This is a genomic window from Kolteria novifilia, assembly GCA_007748055.1.
Taxonomy (GTDB): Bacteria; Planctomycetota; Planctomycetia; order Kolteriales; family Kolteriaceae; genus Kolteria; species Kolteria novifilia.
The window spans coordinates 47,300-62,113 of record CP036279.1; the positions used below are offsets into that span (position 1 = coordinate 47,300).

At 63.2% G+C, this 14,814-nt stretch carries 12 protein-coding genes; all 12 read left to right on the forward strand.

The window, feature by feature from the left end; genetic code table 11:
• Positions 1-35: 35 nt before the first annotated feature.
• The 12 genes from Pan216_RS00180 to Pan216_RS00235 all read left to right on the forward strand — a co-directional run bounded on the left by Pan216_RS00180 (position 36) and on the right by Pan216_RS00235 (position 14,579).
• Positions 36-2,273 (forward strand): transglutaminase family protein, encoded by a 2,238-nt coding sequence (locus tag Pan216_RS00180; protein ID WP_145253231.1) that lies wholly within the window; start codon positions 36-38, stop codon positions 2,271-2,273.
• A 133-nt stretch (positions 2,274-2,406) separates the two neighbouring features.
• Entirely contained in the window at positions 2,407-3,414 is a 1,008-nt protein-coding gene (locus tag Pan216_RS00185; protein WP_145253233.1) for a C-terminal binding protein, read from the forward strand.
• Positions 3,415-3,547: 133 nt separating this feature from the next.
• Positions 3,548-4,816, forward strand: a complete 1,269-nt coding sequence (lysA, locus tag Pan216_RS00190; RefSeq protein WP_145253235.1) for a diaminopimelate decarboxylase — start codon at positions 3,548-3,550, stop codon at positions 4,814-4,816.
• The gene (locus Pan216_RS00195) at positions 4,813-6,036 is read left to right on the forward strand and encodes an amidohydrolase family protein (protein WP_145253237.1); all 1,224 of its coding nucleotides are present in this window, start codon (positions 4,813-4,815) and stop codon (positions 6,034-6,036) included. The genes lysA and Pan216_RS00195 overlap by 4 nt, the downstream gene beginning before the upstream one ends.
• 9 nt (positions 6,037-6,045) lie before the next feature.
• Positions 6,046-6,852 (forward strand): sterol desaturase family protein, encoded by an 807-nt coding sequence (locus Pan216_RS00200; protein WP_419193091.1) that lies wholly within the window; start codon positions 6,046-6,048, stop codon positions 6,850-6,852.
• Between the two features lie 583 nt (positions 6,853-7,435).
• Positions 7,436-7,759, forward strand: a complete 324-nt coding sequence (locus tag Pan216_RS00205) for a hypothetical protein (protein WP_145253239.1) — start codon at positions 7,436-7,438, stop codon at positions 7,757-7,759.
• Positions 7,760-7,944: 185 nt separating this feature from the next.
• The gene (locus tag Pan216_RS00210; RefSeq protein WP_145253241.1) at positions 7,945-8,535 is read left to right on the forward strand and encodes a redoxin family protein; all 591 of its coding nucleotides are present in this window, start codon (positions 7,945-7,947) and stop codon (positions 8,533-8,535) included.
• A gap of 1 nt (position 8,536) precedes the next feature.
• Positions 8,537-9,145 carry an imidazole glycerol phosphate synthase subunit HisH gene (gene hisH, locus Pan216_RS00215; RefSeq protein WP_145253243.1) on the forward strand — a complete coding sequence of 203 codons (609 nt, stop codon included), beginning with the start codon at positions 8,537-8,539 and terminating at the stop codon, positions 9,143-9,145.
• A 98-nt stretch (positions 9,146-9,243) separates the two neighbouring features.
• Entirely contained in the window at positions 9,244-9,963 is a 720-nt protein-coding gene (gene hisA / locus Pan216_RS00220; protein ID WP_145253245.1) for a 1-(5-phosphoribosyl)-5-[(5-phosphoribosylamino)methylideneamino]imidazole-4-carboxamide isomerase, read from the forward strand.
• 52 nt (positions 9,964-10,015) lie between these two features.
• Positions 10,016-12,058: an elongation factor G gene (gene fusA, locus Pan216_RS00225; RefSeq protein WP_145253247.1), complete on the forward strand. Its 2,043-nt coding sequence runs from the start codon at positions 10,016-10,018 to the stop codon at positions 12,056-12,058.
• A 186-nt stretch (positions 12,059-12,244) separates the two neighbouring features.
• A complete protein-coding gene (locus Pan216_RS00230; RefSeq protein ID WP_145253249.1) occupies positions 12,245-13,831 on the forward strand; it encodes a phytoene desaturase family protein in 1,587 nt (528 codons plus the stop codon).
• A gap of 274 nt (positions 13,832-14,105) precedes the next feature.
• The gene (locus Pan216_RS00235) at positions 14,106-14,579 is read left to right on the forward strand and encodes a DUF1579 domain-containing protein (protein WP_145253252.1); all 474 of its coding nucleotides are present in this window, start codon (positions 14,106-14,108) and stop codon (positions 14,577-14,579) included.
• The last annotated feature ends 235 nt before the right edge of the window (positions 14,580-14,814 follow it).

Below are 14,814 nucleotides of genomic sequence, written 5' to 3' on the forward strand. Positions count from 1 at the left end.
TCGCCCCTCCGAATTGTTGATTGGGAGTCCCCTCCATGGCTCACGCTCGAACGGCGCTCGTCATGCTACTCGCGGGCATGGTCCTTCCCCTCCACGCCGCCGAACCCAAGGGAGAGGAGCCGTCGACTGCCGACATCGCCGCCGCCGCACGCGATGCGGTCGTCGTGGTGACCTACTCGGGACGCTCTGGTGACCGGGAGGGGCTCGGGACGGGATTCATCGTCGACGCCGATGGGCTGATCGCGACGAACCTCCACGTCATCGGCGAGGCCCGGCCCATTCAAGTCGAGCTTGTCGACGGACGCCACTTCGACGTCACCGAGGTGGTCGCCTCCGATCGCCATCGCGACCTAGCCCTGATCAGGATTGATGCCAAGGAACTCCCCGTGTTGCCCTTGGCCGAGGAGGACAGCCTTCGCGCCGGCGAGGAGGTGGTCGTTTTCGGCAATCCGCTGGGGCTGACCCACAGCGTTGTCACCGGGACGGTCTCGGCGATGCGGGAGGAGGACGAGAAACCGCTTATCCAGATCGGCATGCCGGTGCAGCCAGGCAACAGCGGCGGGCCGGTGCTCGATCTCGAAGGTAAGGTCCAGGGGGTTGTGAGCCAACGTTCGCTGCGCACGCCCAACGTCGCCTATGCGGTGGCGACCAAATACCTCAAGACGCTGATGGACGATCCGAACCCGATCCCGATGAAGCGTTGGCTGACCATTGGCGCGATCGATCCCGACAAGTGGACCTCGCTCTTCGGGGCCCGTTGGCGTCAACGCGCGGGAACGATCCGTGTCGATGGGCTCGGTCGCGGCTTCGGAGGCCGTTCGCTGCTCCTCGCGGCCGAGAAGGCTCCCGAGCCTCCTTTCGAGATCGCCGTCGACGTTCGCCTCGAGGATGAGGCCGGGGCGGCCGGGCTGATCTTCTCCGCCGATGGTCGCGACCGACACTACGGCTTCTACCCAAGTGGAGGGCGGCTGCGTCTGAGCCGTTTCGAGGGAGCCGACGTTTTCAGTTGGCGTGTCCTCGAGGAGGTTGCCTCGCCGGCTTACCAATCCGGAGAGTGGAATCATCTGCGGGTCCGCGTCGAACCCGATCGCATCTTGGCCTACGTCAACGATTCGCTCGTCGTCAATCATGAGCACCCGTGGAACGCGAAGGAGTTCGGCTCCAAGGTCGGACTCGCCAAGTTCCGCGACACCGAGGCGTCGTACAAGGGGTTCGCCGCCGGCCGAACCGTTTCGGGGGAGGCGGTGCCGAAGGAGCTTGCCGAGGAGGTCGATCGTTTGCTCGCGGACTTGTCGGCGGAAGTCGAGTCCTCCGACCGCGTCGAGCGCTTGGCCAAATCGGGACCGATCGCGGTGACGGCCCTGCGCCGCAAGGCCCGCCGGCTCCAACGCGAAGCGCGCCTGCTCGAACGCCTCGCCGAGAAGGTCCACGAGGAACGGATACGGGGCGAGTTGGCCAAGGAGACCGCCAAGCCGGAGGAGGAGATCGACCTGATTCGGGCGGCGCTGCTCATCGCCCAACTCGACAACGATGAACTCGACGTCTCCTCCTACGAGCGGGAGTTCGCTCAGTTGGCCGACGAGCTCGAAGAGGAGATCGCGGAGGACGCGAACGAGCAGCAGAAGATCGCCGCCCTCAACCGTTTCCTCTTCGAGGAGATGGGTTTTCACGGTAGCCGCACCGACTACGGCAATCCCGCAAACAGCTACCTCAACGAGGTGATTGATGATCGGGAAGGCCTGCCGATCTCCCTTTCGATCCTCTACATGGAGTTGGCTCAACGGATCGGGCTGCCGGTGGTGGGCGTCGGGTTGCCGGGGCACTTCGTCGTCCGGCTCGAGACGATGGGCGACGTCGATCGCGGCTTGATCGATGTCTTCGATCGGGGCAAGGCGCTGACGAGGGCCGAGGCGGAGCGAAAGGTCGCCGACATTACCGGGTCGCTTCTGCGCGAGGAGCATCTCGCGCCGGTGTCGAGCAAGGCGATCATCATCCGGATGTTGCGAAACCTGGGGGGCTCGGCGGTGGCGCGGGCCAATCCCGAGCGGATGATTCGCTACCTCGACGCCATCTTGGCGATCGCTCCCGACGTTCCCGACGTGCGGATGACTCGCGCTTATCTCCACTATCGTGCGATGCGTCCCGAAGCGGCGCTGGTCGATGTCGACTGGATCCTCTCGGAGCGGCCGTCGGGATTCGATTTCACTCGTCTGCGCGAGTTCCGCCAGATGCTCCGCGAACAGGTCGCCGCGAGCACGAACGCGGTGGAGTGACCGCGTTTCGCTACCGCACGTCGTTTCGTCGCGCGTCGCGACCATCACGGACGATGCCTTCTTCCGGCTCGCTTCCGCCTCGCCGTTCCCGTAGCTTCATCTCGTAGCCGTCAAGTCATGAAGGAGGGGTGGGATGCGGCCTCGGGTAGTGGTGACCGACTTTCTCACGGAGTCGAGATTCGAAGAGGAAGTCCTCGGAGACATCGCCGACGTTAGCGTGCTCGAGGCGACGAGCGAGGAAGAGTTGCTGAGTGGGGCGACTGAAGCCGACGCGCTGATCGTCTTCCACGAGGTCCCGATCGGTCCGGCCCTGATCGAACGACTCGATCGCTGTCTCGGCGTCGTCCGCGTCGGCGTCGGTTTCGACAACGTCGACCGCCAAGCGGCCGGGGCGCGGGGCATCCTGGTCTGCAATGTTCCCGACTACGGCACCGAGGAGGTCGCCGACCACACGCTGATGTTGCTCCTCGCGGTCGCGCGGCGCTTGGTGACGACCGACCAGAGCATGCGCAAGAGCCAGTGGCAGTACCAGACGATGCTCGGGGCGCCGCGGCTTCGCGGGCAGACCCTCGGGCTGGTCGGCTGCGGACGGATCGGGACGGCGGTGGCGCTTCGGGCCCGAGCGTTTGGCATGCGGGTCGTCTTTTTCGATCCCTACAAGCCAGCGGGGTATGAGAAGGCCCTCGGCGTGGAACGAACCGCCACGCTCGAGGAGTTGCTCCCTCAGTCGAACTTCCTTTCGGTGCACTGCCCGGCCAGCAAGGAGACGCGGCATCTCATCGACCGGCGGGCCATCGACCTCCTGCCGGTGGGCTCCTATTTGATCAACACGGCGCGGGGCGCGGTCGTCGAACACGAGGCGATTCTCGCGGGGTTCGCCTCGGGACGACTGGTCGGAGCGGGGCTAGATGTTTTCGAGACCGAACCGCTTGTTTGCGAAGAGCTGCGGCAGGACGACCGGGTGATCATGACGCCTCACGCGGCGTTTTACTCCGTCGAGGCCTTCCCCGAAATGCGACGCAAGGCGGCGCTCGAAGTTCGGCGCTTTCTCGAGAAGACGCCCGCCGTCAATGTCGTCAATCGCCACTTCCTGGTCGATCCGCGTGCGCCCCTTTCTCCCAAACTCGACGGCGAACCTTAGACCCGCCGCCTGGCGTCGTCACTTCCGTACAATGAAGCCACGGAAGCCAGGACCGTCCGCGGCCCGCATCGATTCGTTCGGCGGTCTGCTCGGTGCCGCTTCCGGCCACCGTCGAGAGAGAAGGACCCCACGGATGCACGAAGAATCACTCCTGCGCACCGAGATCGCCGGCGTCGACCTGCGCGAGATCGCTCGCAAGTTCGGAACCCCTTGCTACCTTTACGACGAATCGATGATCGAGCGGCGGATCAAAGATCTTTCCGCGTTTCCGGTGGTCCGCTACGCCCAGAAGGCCTGCTCGAACCTCGCCATCCTCGACCTGATGCATCATCGCGGCGTCGAGGTCGATGCCGTCTCGGCCGGCGAGATCCACCGAGCCCTGCTGGCGGGCTACCTCCCGAGCCAGATCGTCTACACCGCCGACATCTTCGATCACGAAGCCCTCGACCTGGTCGTGCAGCACGACATTCGTGTCAATTGCGGCTCGCCCGACATGATCAGTCAGTTCGGGGCCCGCAAGCCGGGCGGCGAAGTGACGTTGCGGCTCAACCCCGGCTTCGGACATGGACACAGCCAGAAGACGAACACGGGCGGCGAGTCCTCCAAGCATGGCATTTGGCACGAGCAACTGCTCGACTGTCGCCGGATCGCGGAGGAGTATGAGGTCAAGATCACCGGGTTGCACATGCACATCGGCTCGGGGACCGACTTCGAGCACCTTTCGCACGTTTGCCAAGCGATGGAGAAGGCGGCCGACGTCGTCGCCAACACCATCAAGATCATCAGCGCCGGGGGCGGATTGCCTGTCCCCTACAAGGCGGGCGAGGCGCGGATCGACCTCGGGGCTTATGCCCAGCTCTGGCTCAAGACGAAGGAGTCGCTCGAGCGGCGCCTTGGTCGTCCGGTGCAACTCGAAGTCGAACCGGGTCGCTATCTCGTGGCCGAGGCAGGCCATCTGCTTTGCGAGATCCGAGCGATCAAACGCGTTGGCGCCCACACCTTCTATCTGGTCAACGCGGGATTCAACAACCTCGCCCGGCCGGTCATGTATGGCGCCTACCATCCGATGACGATCTGTCCGACGCACGAGGAGTCGACGGAGGAACAAGAGGTCGTCGTCGGCGGCCCGTTGTGCGAATCGGGCGATATCTTCACGCAGCGTGAAGGGGGATTCGTCGATACGCGGATGCTGCCGAAGGCCCGCGTCGGCGATCTCTTGACGATCCACTGCGCGGGAGCCTATGGATTCGCGATGAGTTCCAACTACAACTCCATGCCGATGGCGGCGGAAGTGCTAATTCGCGATGGTTCCCCGATTCTCGTGCGGAAACGGCAGACCTTCTCGGATCTCGTCGCCGGCGAAGTGATTCCCCATCGTGACGAGGTTTCGACGCATTCATGATCATTCAAGGACGTTTGGCCGACATCGACGGCGTCAAAAAGGCTCAACTTCGGGTCGACGAGGGGCGCATCGTCGAGGTCGGCACCGGCTTGGGCGACCCCGATCACGTCTTCTCCGATGACTGCCTGATCTTCTCGGGCTTTGGCGACGTTCACGTCCATGCGCGCCAAGATCCGAGCGGCAAGGAGTGCCACAAGGAGGAATTCGCCACCGCGGCGGCCGCGGCGATTCACGGCGGCGTCGTCCATATCGCCGACATGCCCAACAATCCCGACGCCCCCGTCGACGAAGCCGCCTATGCTCGCAAGGAGGCCCTCGTCCCCGATGACTGTCCGGTCGGCTTCACCTTCTACGCCGGCATTGGTCCGGGGACCAAGCCACTCGAGCGGAAAGTCCCCTACAAGGCCTACATGGGGCCGAGCATCGGGCAGCTCTTCTTCCGCACCCAGGCGCAGCTCGACGAGACGCTGGCCGACTACTCCGGGAAGTACATCGCGTTTCACTGCGAGGATCCGGAACTGCTGGCTTCCTACTCCTCCGAGGGGACGCACGAACAGAAACGGCCCCCGATCTGCGAAGTCACGGCGGTTCGTTTCGCGATCGAGATGATCAAGAAGCATCGCTTTCATGGGCACGTCGCCCATCTCTCCGTCGGCGAGGCCCTTCCCTACATCTACGTCGCCAAGGCGATGGGGCTGCCGATCACGACCGAAGTGACGCCCCATCATCTCTTCTTCGATCAAGCGGGAATCACACCCGAGAATCGCACCTTCATGCAGATGAATCCGCCGCTACGGACGCGGGCCGACCGCGAGACCTTGCTTGAAGGGTTGCGCGACGGCATGATCGACATGCTCGCGACCGACCACGCTCCCCACCTTCTCGAGGAGAAGGCGCGGGGCATCTCGGGGCAACCCCACCTCGACACCTATGGGCCGTTCGTGACGTGGTTGTTGCTGGAGAAGGGATTCACGCCGGAGCGGATCGCGATGATCTGCTCCGCGAAACCGGGCGCGTTCTACAGCCGCTACCATGAAGGGACGCTCGGTCACCTGTTGCCGGAGCACGACGCGACGTTCACTGTCTTGAACCTCGCGCGGCCGACGACGGTCGAACGGGGCGACATTCGCTCCAAGTGCGGTTGGAGCCCCTTCGAGGGAGTCACCTTTCCCGGCAGCGTCGAGGCGGTCTTTGTCCAAGGGAATCGCATCACGTCGTAGGTGGTCACGATGATCGCGGCATCGATGACCACCCTCCTACCGATTCTCTTTCTCGCCAGTTTTTGGCTGTGGGAGACCTTCGCCCCGGCACGACCGTTCGCCGACCATCGACTAAAGCACGCGGGGAACAACCTCGCGCTCGCCCTGGGCAACAACCTCCTGATCGGCGTCCTTTTCGGCACCGCGACCGTCCTCGTCGCCGAGTGGACCGAGACGCGCCACGCGGGGCTCACCGGCCTACTCGGCTGGTCGGGCTTCTGGCGCGTGGTCCTGGTGATCGTCTTGCTCGACGCGGCGATGTATGTCTGGCATCGTCTCAACCACGAGATCCCGTTTCTCTGGCGATTTCATCGCATGCACCACACCGACACGCGGATGGATGTCACCACCGCCACCCGCTTTCATCTTGGCGAGCACCTCGGGGCGCGGCTCAATCGGCTGTGGCTGATTCCGCTGATCGGCGCCTCGGCGTGGGAGGTGGTTCTCTACGACCTTTGCCTGCTGGCGGTGACGCAGTGGCACCACGCCAACGTGTCGGTCGGCCGCTGGGACGCGCCGCTGCGGTCGATCCTGGTCACGCCGGGGATGCACAAGGTTCACCATTCCGAGATTCGCGACGAGACGAACTCCAACTACTCGGCGGTCTTCTCGTGGTGGGATCGCATCGGGCGTTCGTTTCGATTTCGCGATGATCTCGGGGCGATTCGGTTTGGCCTGCCCGAGTTCCCCGAACGGCGCTGGCAGGGAATCTGGGGAATGCTGACGACTCCCTTTGTCGATCATCCGCCGCCGGAGTCAGATGGCGAGAAAGGCTAGCGCGGGCGAACGAGGTTGATGCTCCCGGCCCTCGTGAAGCGTGGGCGTCGGCTTCTCACCTCTCCTTGGGGAGAGGTCGGCGAGCCGGGTGAGGGAGCTTCGGTTTCGATCGTCGAAGTGGGAACAGTCGAAGAGAAGCCCCCTCACCCCTAACCCCTCTCCCACAGGGAGAGGGGAACAACAGGCTCACTCTCCCACAGGGAGAGGGGAACAAGAGACTCACTCTCCCACGGGGAGAGGGGAACAAGAGACTCACTCTTCCACGGGGAGAGGGGAAGAACTCATGATCGATTTTCCCTACCTCTCCTTGGGGAGAGGTCGGCGAGCGCGGCGAGCCGGGTGAGGGAGCTTCGGTCTCGATCGTCGAAGTGGGTACAGTCGAAGAGAAGCCCCCTCACCCCTAACCCCTCTCCCACAGGGAGAGGGGAACAAGAGACTCGGTCTCCCACGGGGAGAGGGGAACAAGAGGCTCACTCTCCCACAGGGAGAGGGGAAGAACTCTTGATCGATTGTCCGCGCGCGGCTATGGGGACCGCCTTGCCAACCATAGACCGGACCATGCCCAGCGGATGGAGCTGTTGCGATGTCCAAGATCATGCGTGCCGTGCGCGGCGTGACGACGCACCCCTTTACGAAACTCTCAATCGGCCTGATGCTGCTCTTCAGCGGCTTGAGCGAGGCGTGGGGGAGTCTTTCGGACGATCTGGCGTCCTTCTCGATGGGAGCCCATCATGGGCTTTGCATCTTCGGGTTCCTCAATGTCCTGGCGTCGATTCCCGACCTTTTTGACGGCGTCGACAAGGGCATCGACTACCTCGAGGAGCGCAAGACCAAAAAGTCCTCCGCGGGCGAAGGATCGCTCCAGCCGCAAACCATTCCGATCAACGAGAGCCACCGCGCGGCGTAGCAGCCCGCAAACCGCCGGTATCGAACGCCGACTTCTCAACCCGTCAGCACGTTGCCTCCTTGCCGCCGCCGTGGTGAACCTTCCACAATGAGCGTTGTCGTTCCCGTGATCGGGACGACCCAAGACCGTTCCCCGGCCGTCGGTTCGGCGCGGAGACCGGTCCGATCTCGTGGAAGGAGGGCGCTATGCGCCGACTTTGGGGTAGTCTCGTCGCGGTCACGTTGTTCACGACCGGATTCGCCGCGCATGCGGAAGGGCTCTCGGTGGGCCAAGTCGCGCCGGCGTGGTCGAAGCTCGAGGGGACCGACGGCCAAACCCACGGCTCCGCGGACTTCGCCAACGATCAAGGCCTCCTCATCGTCTTTTTTTCTATCGCTTGCCCCGATTGCGAACTCTACCTCGACCGCATCCGGGAGACCGCCGCATCGCTGAAGAAGCAGGGCATTGCGACGGTCCTGGTGAACGTCTCGGTGGAAAACGGGGAGAGTCTCGACAAGATGAAGGCATTCGGGAAGGAACACGATCTCTCGATGCCGTACGTCAAGGATCCCGCGCAACGGCTCGGGAAGAGCTTTGGGGCGACGGTGACGCCGGAGTTCTTCCTTCTCGACAAGGCGGGGCGGCTCGTCTACCGCGGCGCCCTCGACGACCACTGGAAGGCGTCGAAGGTGAAGAAGCCCTACGTTCGCCAAGCCGCGCGGCAGATGCTCGCGGGCGAACCGATCGCGGTGCCGTCGACCGATCCGTTTGGCTGCACCATCGACTACGAGGACTGAGATGATCCGGATCGTTGACTATGGGATGGGCAATCTTCGTAGTGTGGAGAAGGCCGTCGAGAAGGTGGGGGGAGCGGTCGAGATCACGAGCGATCCCGACGCCGTCGCCAAAGCGGACAAGCTTATCCTTCCCGGGGTCGGCGCCATGCGCGACGCGATGGCCCACCTGCGCGAGGCGAACTTGATCGAGCCGATTAAGGAATTCGTCAAGGGAGGCAACCCGTTTCTCGGGATCTGTCTCGGCCTACAGATGCTCTTCGACCGCAGCTACGAGTACGGGACCTACGAGGGACTGGGAATCATTCCCGGGGAGGTCGTTCGTTTCGAGATTCCCGCGGAGCTGAAGGTTCCGCATATGGGTTGGAACCGGCTCAACGTCGTCCGTCGTCCGCCGCTCCTGGAGGGACTTCCGGAGTCCCCGCACGTCTACTTCGTTCACTCCTACTATGTCGCTCCCCAGGAGCGTTCGGTCGTTGCCACCGAGACCGAGTATGGGGTAAGCTTTACATCGATGGTTTGGAAAGAGAACGTCTTCGCGACGCAGTTTCATCCGGAGAAGAGCCAGCGTGTTGGCCTGGGAATTCTCGAGAACTTTGTCACACGCGTCTGATTCGAGTGCCAAGCCACTGACAACGATACGAGACCCCGCGAGCGCGGCCTGGGAAGGGTCCGTGTCGTCTGGGGCGTGGATTGGCCAAAAGGGGCACCATGCAAGTCATTCCCGCAATTGACCTGCGCGGCGGTAGCTGCGTGAGGCTTCGTCAGGGAGATTACGGACAAGAGACCGTCTTCGACGCCGACCCGGTCGCGGTCGCGCGTCGCTGGAAAGAGGAGGGAGCCGACTTCCTCCACCTCGTCGACCTCGACGGCGCCAAGGAAGGACGACCGGTCAACACCGACGTCATCCGCGCCATCGTTTCCGACGTCGAGATCCCGTGCCAACTCGGCGGCGGGCTGCGCGATGACGATGCGATCAAGGCCGCCTTCGACCTGGGAGTTTCGCGAGCGATCATCGGGACCCGCGCGGTGCGCGATCCCGAATGGTTCACCTCCGCGTGCGAACGATTCCCCGGAAAACTCGTACTAGGGTTAGACGCCCGTGACGGCATGGTGGCAACCGATGGTTGGCTACAGGCCTCGGAAACGACCGCGGTCGAGTTGGCCAAGCATTACGCCGAGGCGCCGTTGGCGGCGATTGTCTACACCGACATCGCGCGCGATGGGATGATGTCGGGGCCGAATGTCGACGCGACGTGCCGCTTGGCCGAGTCGTCGCCGCATCAAGTCATCGCCTCGGGTGGGGTGACAACGATTGAGGATGTCCTGGAACTCCAGCGTCGGGGGATTGGTGCTTGCATCCTGGGACGCACACTTTATGAAGGAAAGGTGAAGCTCCCGGAGCTCTTGAATCAACTTGGGGCGGTGTGAGGTCGCGATACGATTTCGAGTTAATGTCCACACAACTTGAGGAGAGGCGGAGATGGGGAACGTGTCCGTGCGCAGTATTCGGAACCTGGCTTTCGCGGGCCATGGAGCCGTGGGCAAAACAACGCTCTGCGACGCCCTCTTATTCTCCGCCAAAGCCACCGATCGCAAGGGCTCCGTCGATGACGGAACCAGCCTGCTCGACTTCGACGAAGAAGAGAAACATCGCAAACACTCGATCGATTCCTCCCTCTGTCATCTCGAATGGGATGGCAAACGCATCCAGATGATCGACACCCCCGGCTCGCCCGATTTCCAAGGGCAAGCGATCAGCGCGATCCACAATGTCGAGACCGCCGTCATCGTCATCGACGCCCATCGCGGCATCGAAGTCAACACCCGCCGCATGTTCGAGGAGGCGGGCAAGGCGGGCGTCGCGCGGATCATCTTTCTCAACAAACTCGACAGCGAGGGCATCGAGTACGAGACGCTCGTCAACCTCGTGCGCGAGACCTTCGGCAACGAGTGCATCCCCATCCAGTTGCCGGTCGGCCTTGGCCCCGACCTCAAGGACGTGGTCAATCTCCTGACCCCGCCCCCGGAGTGGCCCGACGGACTCCCGATGGATGCCGCCGCCCTGCGCGAGGAGCTGATCGAGGACATCGTCGAGACCAACGACGAGTTGCTCGAGGGGTTCTTCGAAGGCAACATCCCTCCGACGGAAGTCCTCGCCGAGACCCTCGATCGCGCCATCGTCTCCGGGCAGATCATCCCGATCATGGGCGGATCGGCCAAGAAGGGCATCGGCCTGACGCAGTTTCTCGAGGAGGTCGCGACCTTCGCCCCTTCCCCGACCGAGGGACTCCTCCGCTCGGCACGGGCCGAGGATGACGAGATCGCCCTGCAGCCCGATCCCGAGAAGCCCTTCGTCGGACGGGTTTTCAAGACGCTCGTCGATAAGTTCGGCAATCAGACCTTCATTCGGGTCTATCAGGGATGCCTTCATCCCAACGCCAACGTCCGGTGTGCTCGCGACAGCTCCACCCATCGACTGGGCCAACTCCACGTCGTTCAGGGCAAGGAACACGAGAAGGTCGACGAGATCGGCCCCGGCGAGTTTCTCTGCGTCGCCAAGGTCGACGGGGTCGAGATCAACGACACCCTCACGACCAACGGAGACCTCCTGATTCCACCGGTCCGCTTTCCGCGTCCGATGTTCCCCCTGGCGGTCGGCGCCAAGGAGCACAGCGACGATGCCAAGATCATTCAATCGCTGCGCAAGCTCGTCCACGAGGATCCGTGTCTGATCATCCATCGCGACGACGAGACACTCGAAACCATCATGGAGGGGACCAGCCAGCTCCACTTGGAAGTGATCCAGAATCGCGTCAAGCAGCGCGACGGGGTCGAGATCGTCACGCACGAGCCCAAGATTCCCTACAAGGAGACGATCACAATTCCCGGGGAGGGGACCTTTCGCCACAAGAAGCAGACCGGCGGGCGCGGCCAGTTCGCCGAGGTCCACCTTCGGCTCAAGCCCCGTCAGCCGGGCGAAGGTTTCGAATTCGTCAACAGCATCGTCGGCGGAGCGATTCCCGGCCAGTACATCCCCGCGGTGGAAAAGGGGGTGCGCGAGGTGATGGCTCGCGGGATTCTTTCGGGATCGGAGATCATCGATCTCGAGGCCGAGGTCCACTTCGGCAAGTACCACGACGTCGACAGCTCCGAGCAGGCCTTCAAGTACGCCGCCGCGATGGCGTTCAAAGAGGCGTTCGAGCAATGTAAACCCTGTTTGCTCGAGCCGGTTGTCTCGATCGAGGTCATCGTCCCCGCCGAGCGGATGGGCGATGTCAACGGCGATTTGAACACGCGCCGGGCTCATATCACCGGGCTGGACGCTCTTCCGGGCGGGCTCCAGGTCGTCAAGGCCCAAGTGCCGCTCGCGGAGGTCCTTCGCTACCAAACCGAGCTCAAGAGCCTCACTGCCGGCCAAGGCTCGTTCAGCATGGAATTCGACCACATGGCGGTCGTTCCGGCCAATGTCCAGCAGCAAGTGATGGCCAAATACGCCCAACCGGAGATGGAAGAGCATCATTAAGTTATTGACGATCGACTCACAATTCGCGAAACAAAGTGCTTGTGTGGGTCGATCATGCTCGTCGTGTGATGGCGCGGTGTTCCGCGCCGCCTACCCGCCGACCAAACGAGGTCTCCTCCATCCATACCAGCGAGGGGGCCTCGGGGATGTCTGAGCTCGCGATCACTCGTTCGGAATCGACTGCGCATGGCTGCCGACACCTTTGACGCGATCGTGATCGGTGGCGGCCACAACGGCTTGATCGCGGCCGCCTACCTTGCGCGGGCGGGCCGAAAGGTCCTCGTCCTGGAACGCCGACCCCTCGTGGGCGGCGCCTGCGTCACCGAGGAGGTCTTCCCCGGCTACCGCGTCTCGACCGCCTCCTACGTCGTCAGTCTGCTCCGGCCCGAGATCATCCGCGATCTGGGACTCAAGGAACGCGGCTATGAAGTGATCGTCCGCGATCCTTCCTCCTTCTCCCCCTACCCCGGCGGACGCTATCTCTTTTTCTGGCGCGACGCCGACAAGACGCGGGCGGAGATCTCGAAGTTCTCCGAGCGTGACGCGGCCCAGTTCGCCGACTACGAACGTCATCTCGAGGAGCTTGCCGAACTCGTCGAACCGCTCCTTCGCATGCCCCCCATCGATCCGGCCTCCAGGCGTTGGCGCGACCTGTGGCGTCTGGCGCGTCTCGGCCTGCGAATGCGAAAGCGCTCGGCGGAACTGATTCGCCTCAGCTCGCTGAGTGTCGCGGACTACCTCGATCGCTGGTTCGAGTCGGAGGAACTCAAGGTCCGGCTCGCCACCGACGGCGTCATCGGTGCTCTCGCGGGGCCCTACACGCCCGGTACCGCGTATGTCCTCTTTCACCACGTCATGGGCCAGACCGAAGGTCAGCGGGGAGTTTGGGGCTATGTCCGTGGCGGCATGGGAACGATCAGTGAGTCGATCGCCGACTATGTCCGCGCCAAGGGTGGCACCATCGAGACCGAGGCCGACGTCGCCCGCATCGTCGTCAAAGGCGAGCGCGCCGAGGGCGTGCTTCTTCGCGACGGCCGCGAGTTCCAAGCCAAGGCGGTGCTGAGCAATGCCGACCCCAAGCGGACCTTCTTGCAACTCTTCGACCCGCTCGACTTGCCGGAAGAACTCGTCGACGATGTCCGGCGGCTGCGGATGGCCAGCGGTTCGGTGAAGATCAACATCGCCGCGTCGGGGCTACCCAACTTCCACGCCTACCCCGGCACCAAAGCAGGTCCGCAGCACCAGGGGACGATCCACCTCTGCCCCAGCCTCGACTACATGGAGGACGCCTTCGAGGACGCCAAACGGGGCCGCCCATCGAAGAAGCCGGTGGTCGAGATGTGCATTCCGAGTGTCGTCGACCCGAGCCTCGCTCCCGACGGCAAGCATCTGATTTCGCTCTTCGTGCAATACGCTCCCTATAAGCTGGCCGATGGCAAGCAGTGGGACGACGCGGCCGAGCGCAACTTCGCCAACAGCGTCTTCGCGGTCATCCGCGAGTACGTGACCAACTGGGATGAGATCGTCGACGAGTACCAGATCCTGACGCCCAAGGGGATCGAGGACCGTTTCGGCATGACCGGCGGCAACATCTTCCACGGCGAGATGACGCTCGATCAGCTCCTCTTCATGCGCCCCTTCCCAACGTGCGCCCGCTACGGGACGCCGATCAAGGACTTCTACCTTTGCGGCTCGGGCGTTCATCCCGGCGGCGGCGTCCTCGGCACTCCCGGCTACCTCGCCGCCAAAGCCGCCCTCCGCAAGAGTCTGTAGGGTGTATCAGGAGTAGGGTGCGTTTCCTCTGCTCCCCCTTGCCCAAGGGGATAGGCCCACTTTCTCCCCCTTGTCCAAGGCGGAGTAAGAGGGGGGCTCGCGCCCAGCGATCCTGGCGGGCGTGGCTTCGATCCCCATCGACCTCGCATTTCGACTTCTTTCCAGCTCGCGGTCGAATGACGCCATCGCCAATCGACTAAGCAATAACGTGACCTTCGATACGTCGGGCTGTATCGTTGATATCCATCTTCCACACATTGAGGAGACCGTATCGATGTTTGCCAAACCGCAGAAAGAACACGAATGGCTCGCCCAACTCGTCGGCGAATGGACGTTCGTTCACGAGTGCGAGGAGCCGGACGGCAAGAAGTCGACGAGCTCAGGCACCATCTCCTGTCGGATGCTCGGCGGGTTGTGGCTGATCGTCGAGAGCTCCGGCGAGGCGCCCGACCACGGTCCATGGTCCTCGATCATGACCCTTGGGTTCGACCCGGCCCAGAACCAGTTCGTCGGCACTTTCATCGGCTCGATGATGGCCAACATCTGGCCCTACCACGGCGTCCTCGACGAGAGCGGCAAGCGCCTACCCCTCAACTCGCACGGCCCCAAGTGCGAAGGTAGCGGCACCTGCAACTACCGCGACACGATCGAGCTTGTCGACAACGACCGTTGGCTCTTTCTCAGCGAACTGCAGGACGACGAAGGTAACTGGACCCAGTTCATGACCGCCACCCAAACGCGGAGCTGAAAGACCACCTCGCCAATGCCGTCACCACAAACGGTCAGGGGTCTCCAGGGGACCGTCATGGGTAAGACTCACGCATGCGTGAGTCTTTTCCGCATGCCCACGCATGCGTGGGCATGCTCAGAGAGTTCTGGCTTGCGTGGAACGCTGCCCGCCGCGGACAAAGCCGGCCGATTGATTCGGCGCCATTCGCCGATGGCAGTTCCCAGCCGCGAAGCGGTGACAGCACGACGCCTGA

Coding starts and splice junctions, on each gene's coding strand:
- Pan216_RS00185 (WP_145253233.1), top strand. CDS start 2,407: ATGCGGCCTCGGGTAGTGGTGACCGACTTTCTCACGGAGTCGAGATTC.
- Pan216_RS00210 (WP_145253241.1), top strand. CDS start 7,945: ATGCGCCGACTTTGGGGTAGTCTCGTCGCGGTCACGTTGTTCACGACC.
- Pan216_RS00230 (WP_145253249.1), top strand. CDS start 12,245: ATGGCTGCCGACACCTTTGACGCGATCGTGATCGGTGGCGGCCACAAC.
- hisA (WP_145253245.1), top strand. CDS start 9,244: ATGCAAGTCATTCCCGCAATTGACCTGCGCGGCGGTAGCTGCGTGAGG.
- Pan216_RS00200 (WP_419193091.1), top strand. CDS start 6,046: ATGATCGCGGCATCGATGACCACCCTCCTACCGATTCTCTTTCTCGCC.
- Pan216_RS00205 (WP_145253239.1), top strand. CDS start 7,436: ATGTCCAAGATCATGCGTGCCGTGCGCGGCGTGACGACGCACCCCTTT.
- lysA (WP_145253235.1), top strand. CDS start 3,548: ATGCACGAAGAATCACTCCTGCGCACCGAGATCGCCGGCGTCGACCTG.
- hisH (WP_145253243.1), top strand. CDS start 8,537: ATGATCCGGATCGTTGACTATGGGATGGGCAATCTTCGTAGTGTGGAG.
- Pan216_RS00180 (WP_145253231.1), top strand. CDS start 36: ATGGCTCACGCTCGAACGGCGCTCGTCATGCTACTCGCGGGCATGGTC.
- Pan216_RS00235 (WP_145253252.1), top strand. CDS start 14,106: ATGTTTGCCAAACCGCAGAAAGAACACGAATGGCTCGCCCAACTCGTC.
- fusA (WP_145253247.1), top strand. CDS start 10,016: ATGGGGAACGTGTCCGTGCGCAGTATTCGGAACCTGGCTTTCGCGGGC.
- Pan216_RS00195 (WP_145253237.1), top strand. CDS start 4,813: ATGATCATTCAAGGACGTTTGGCCGACATCGACGGCGTCAAAAAGGCT.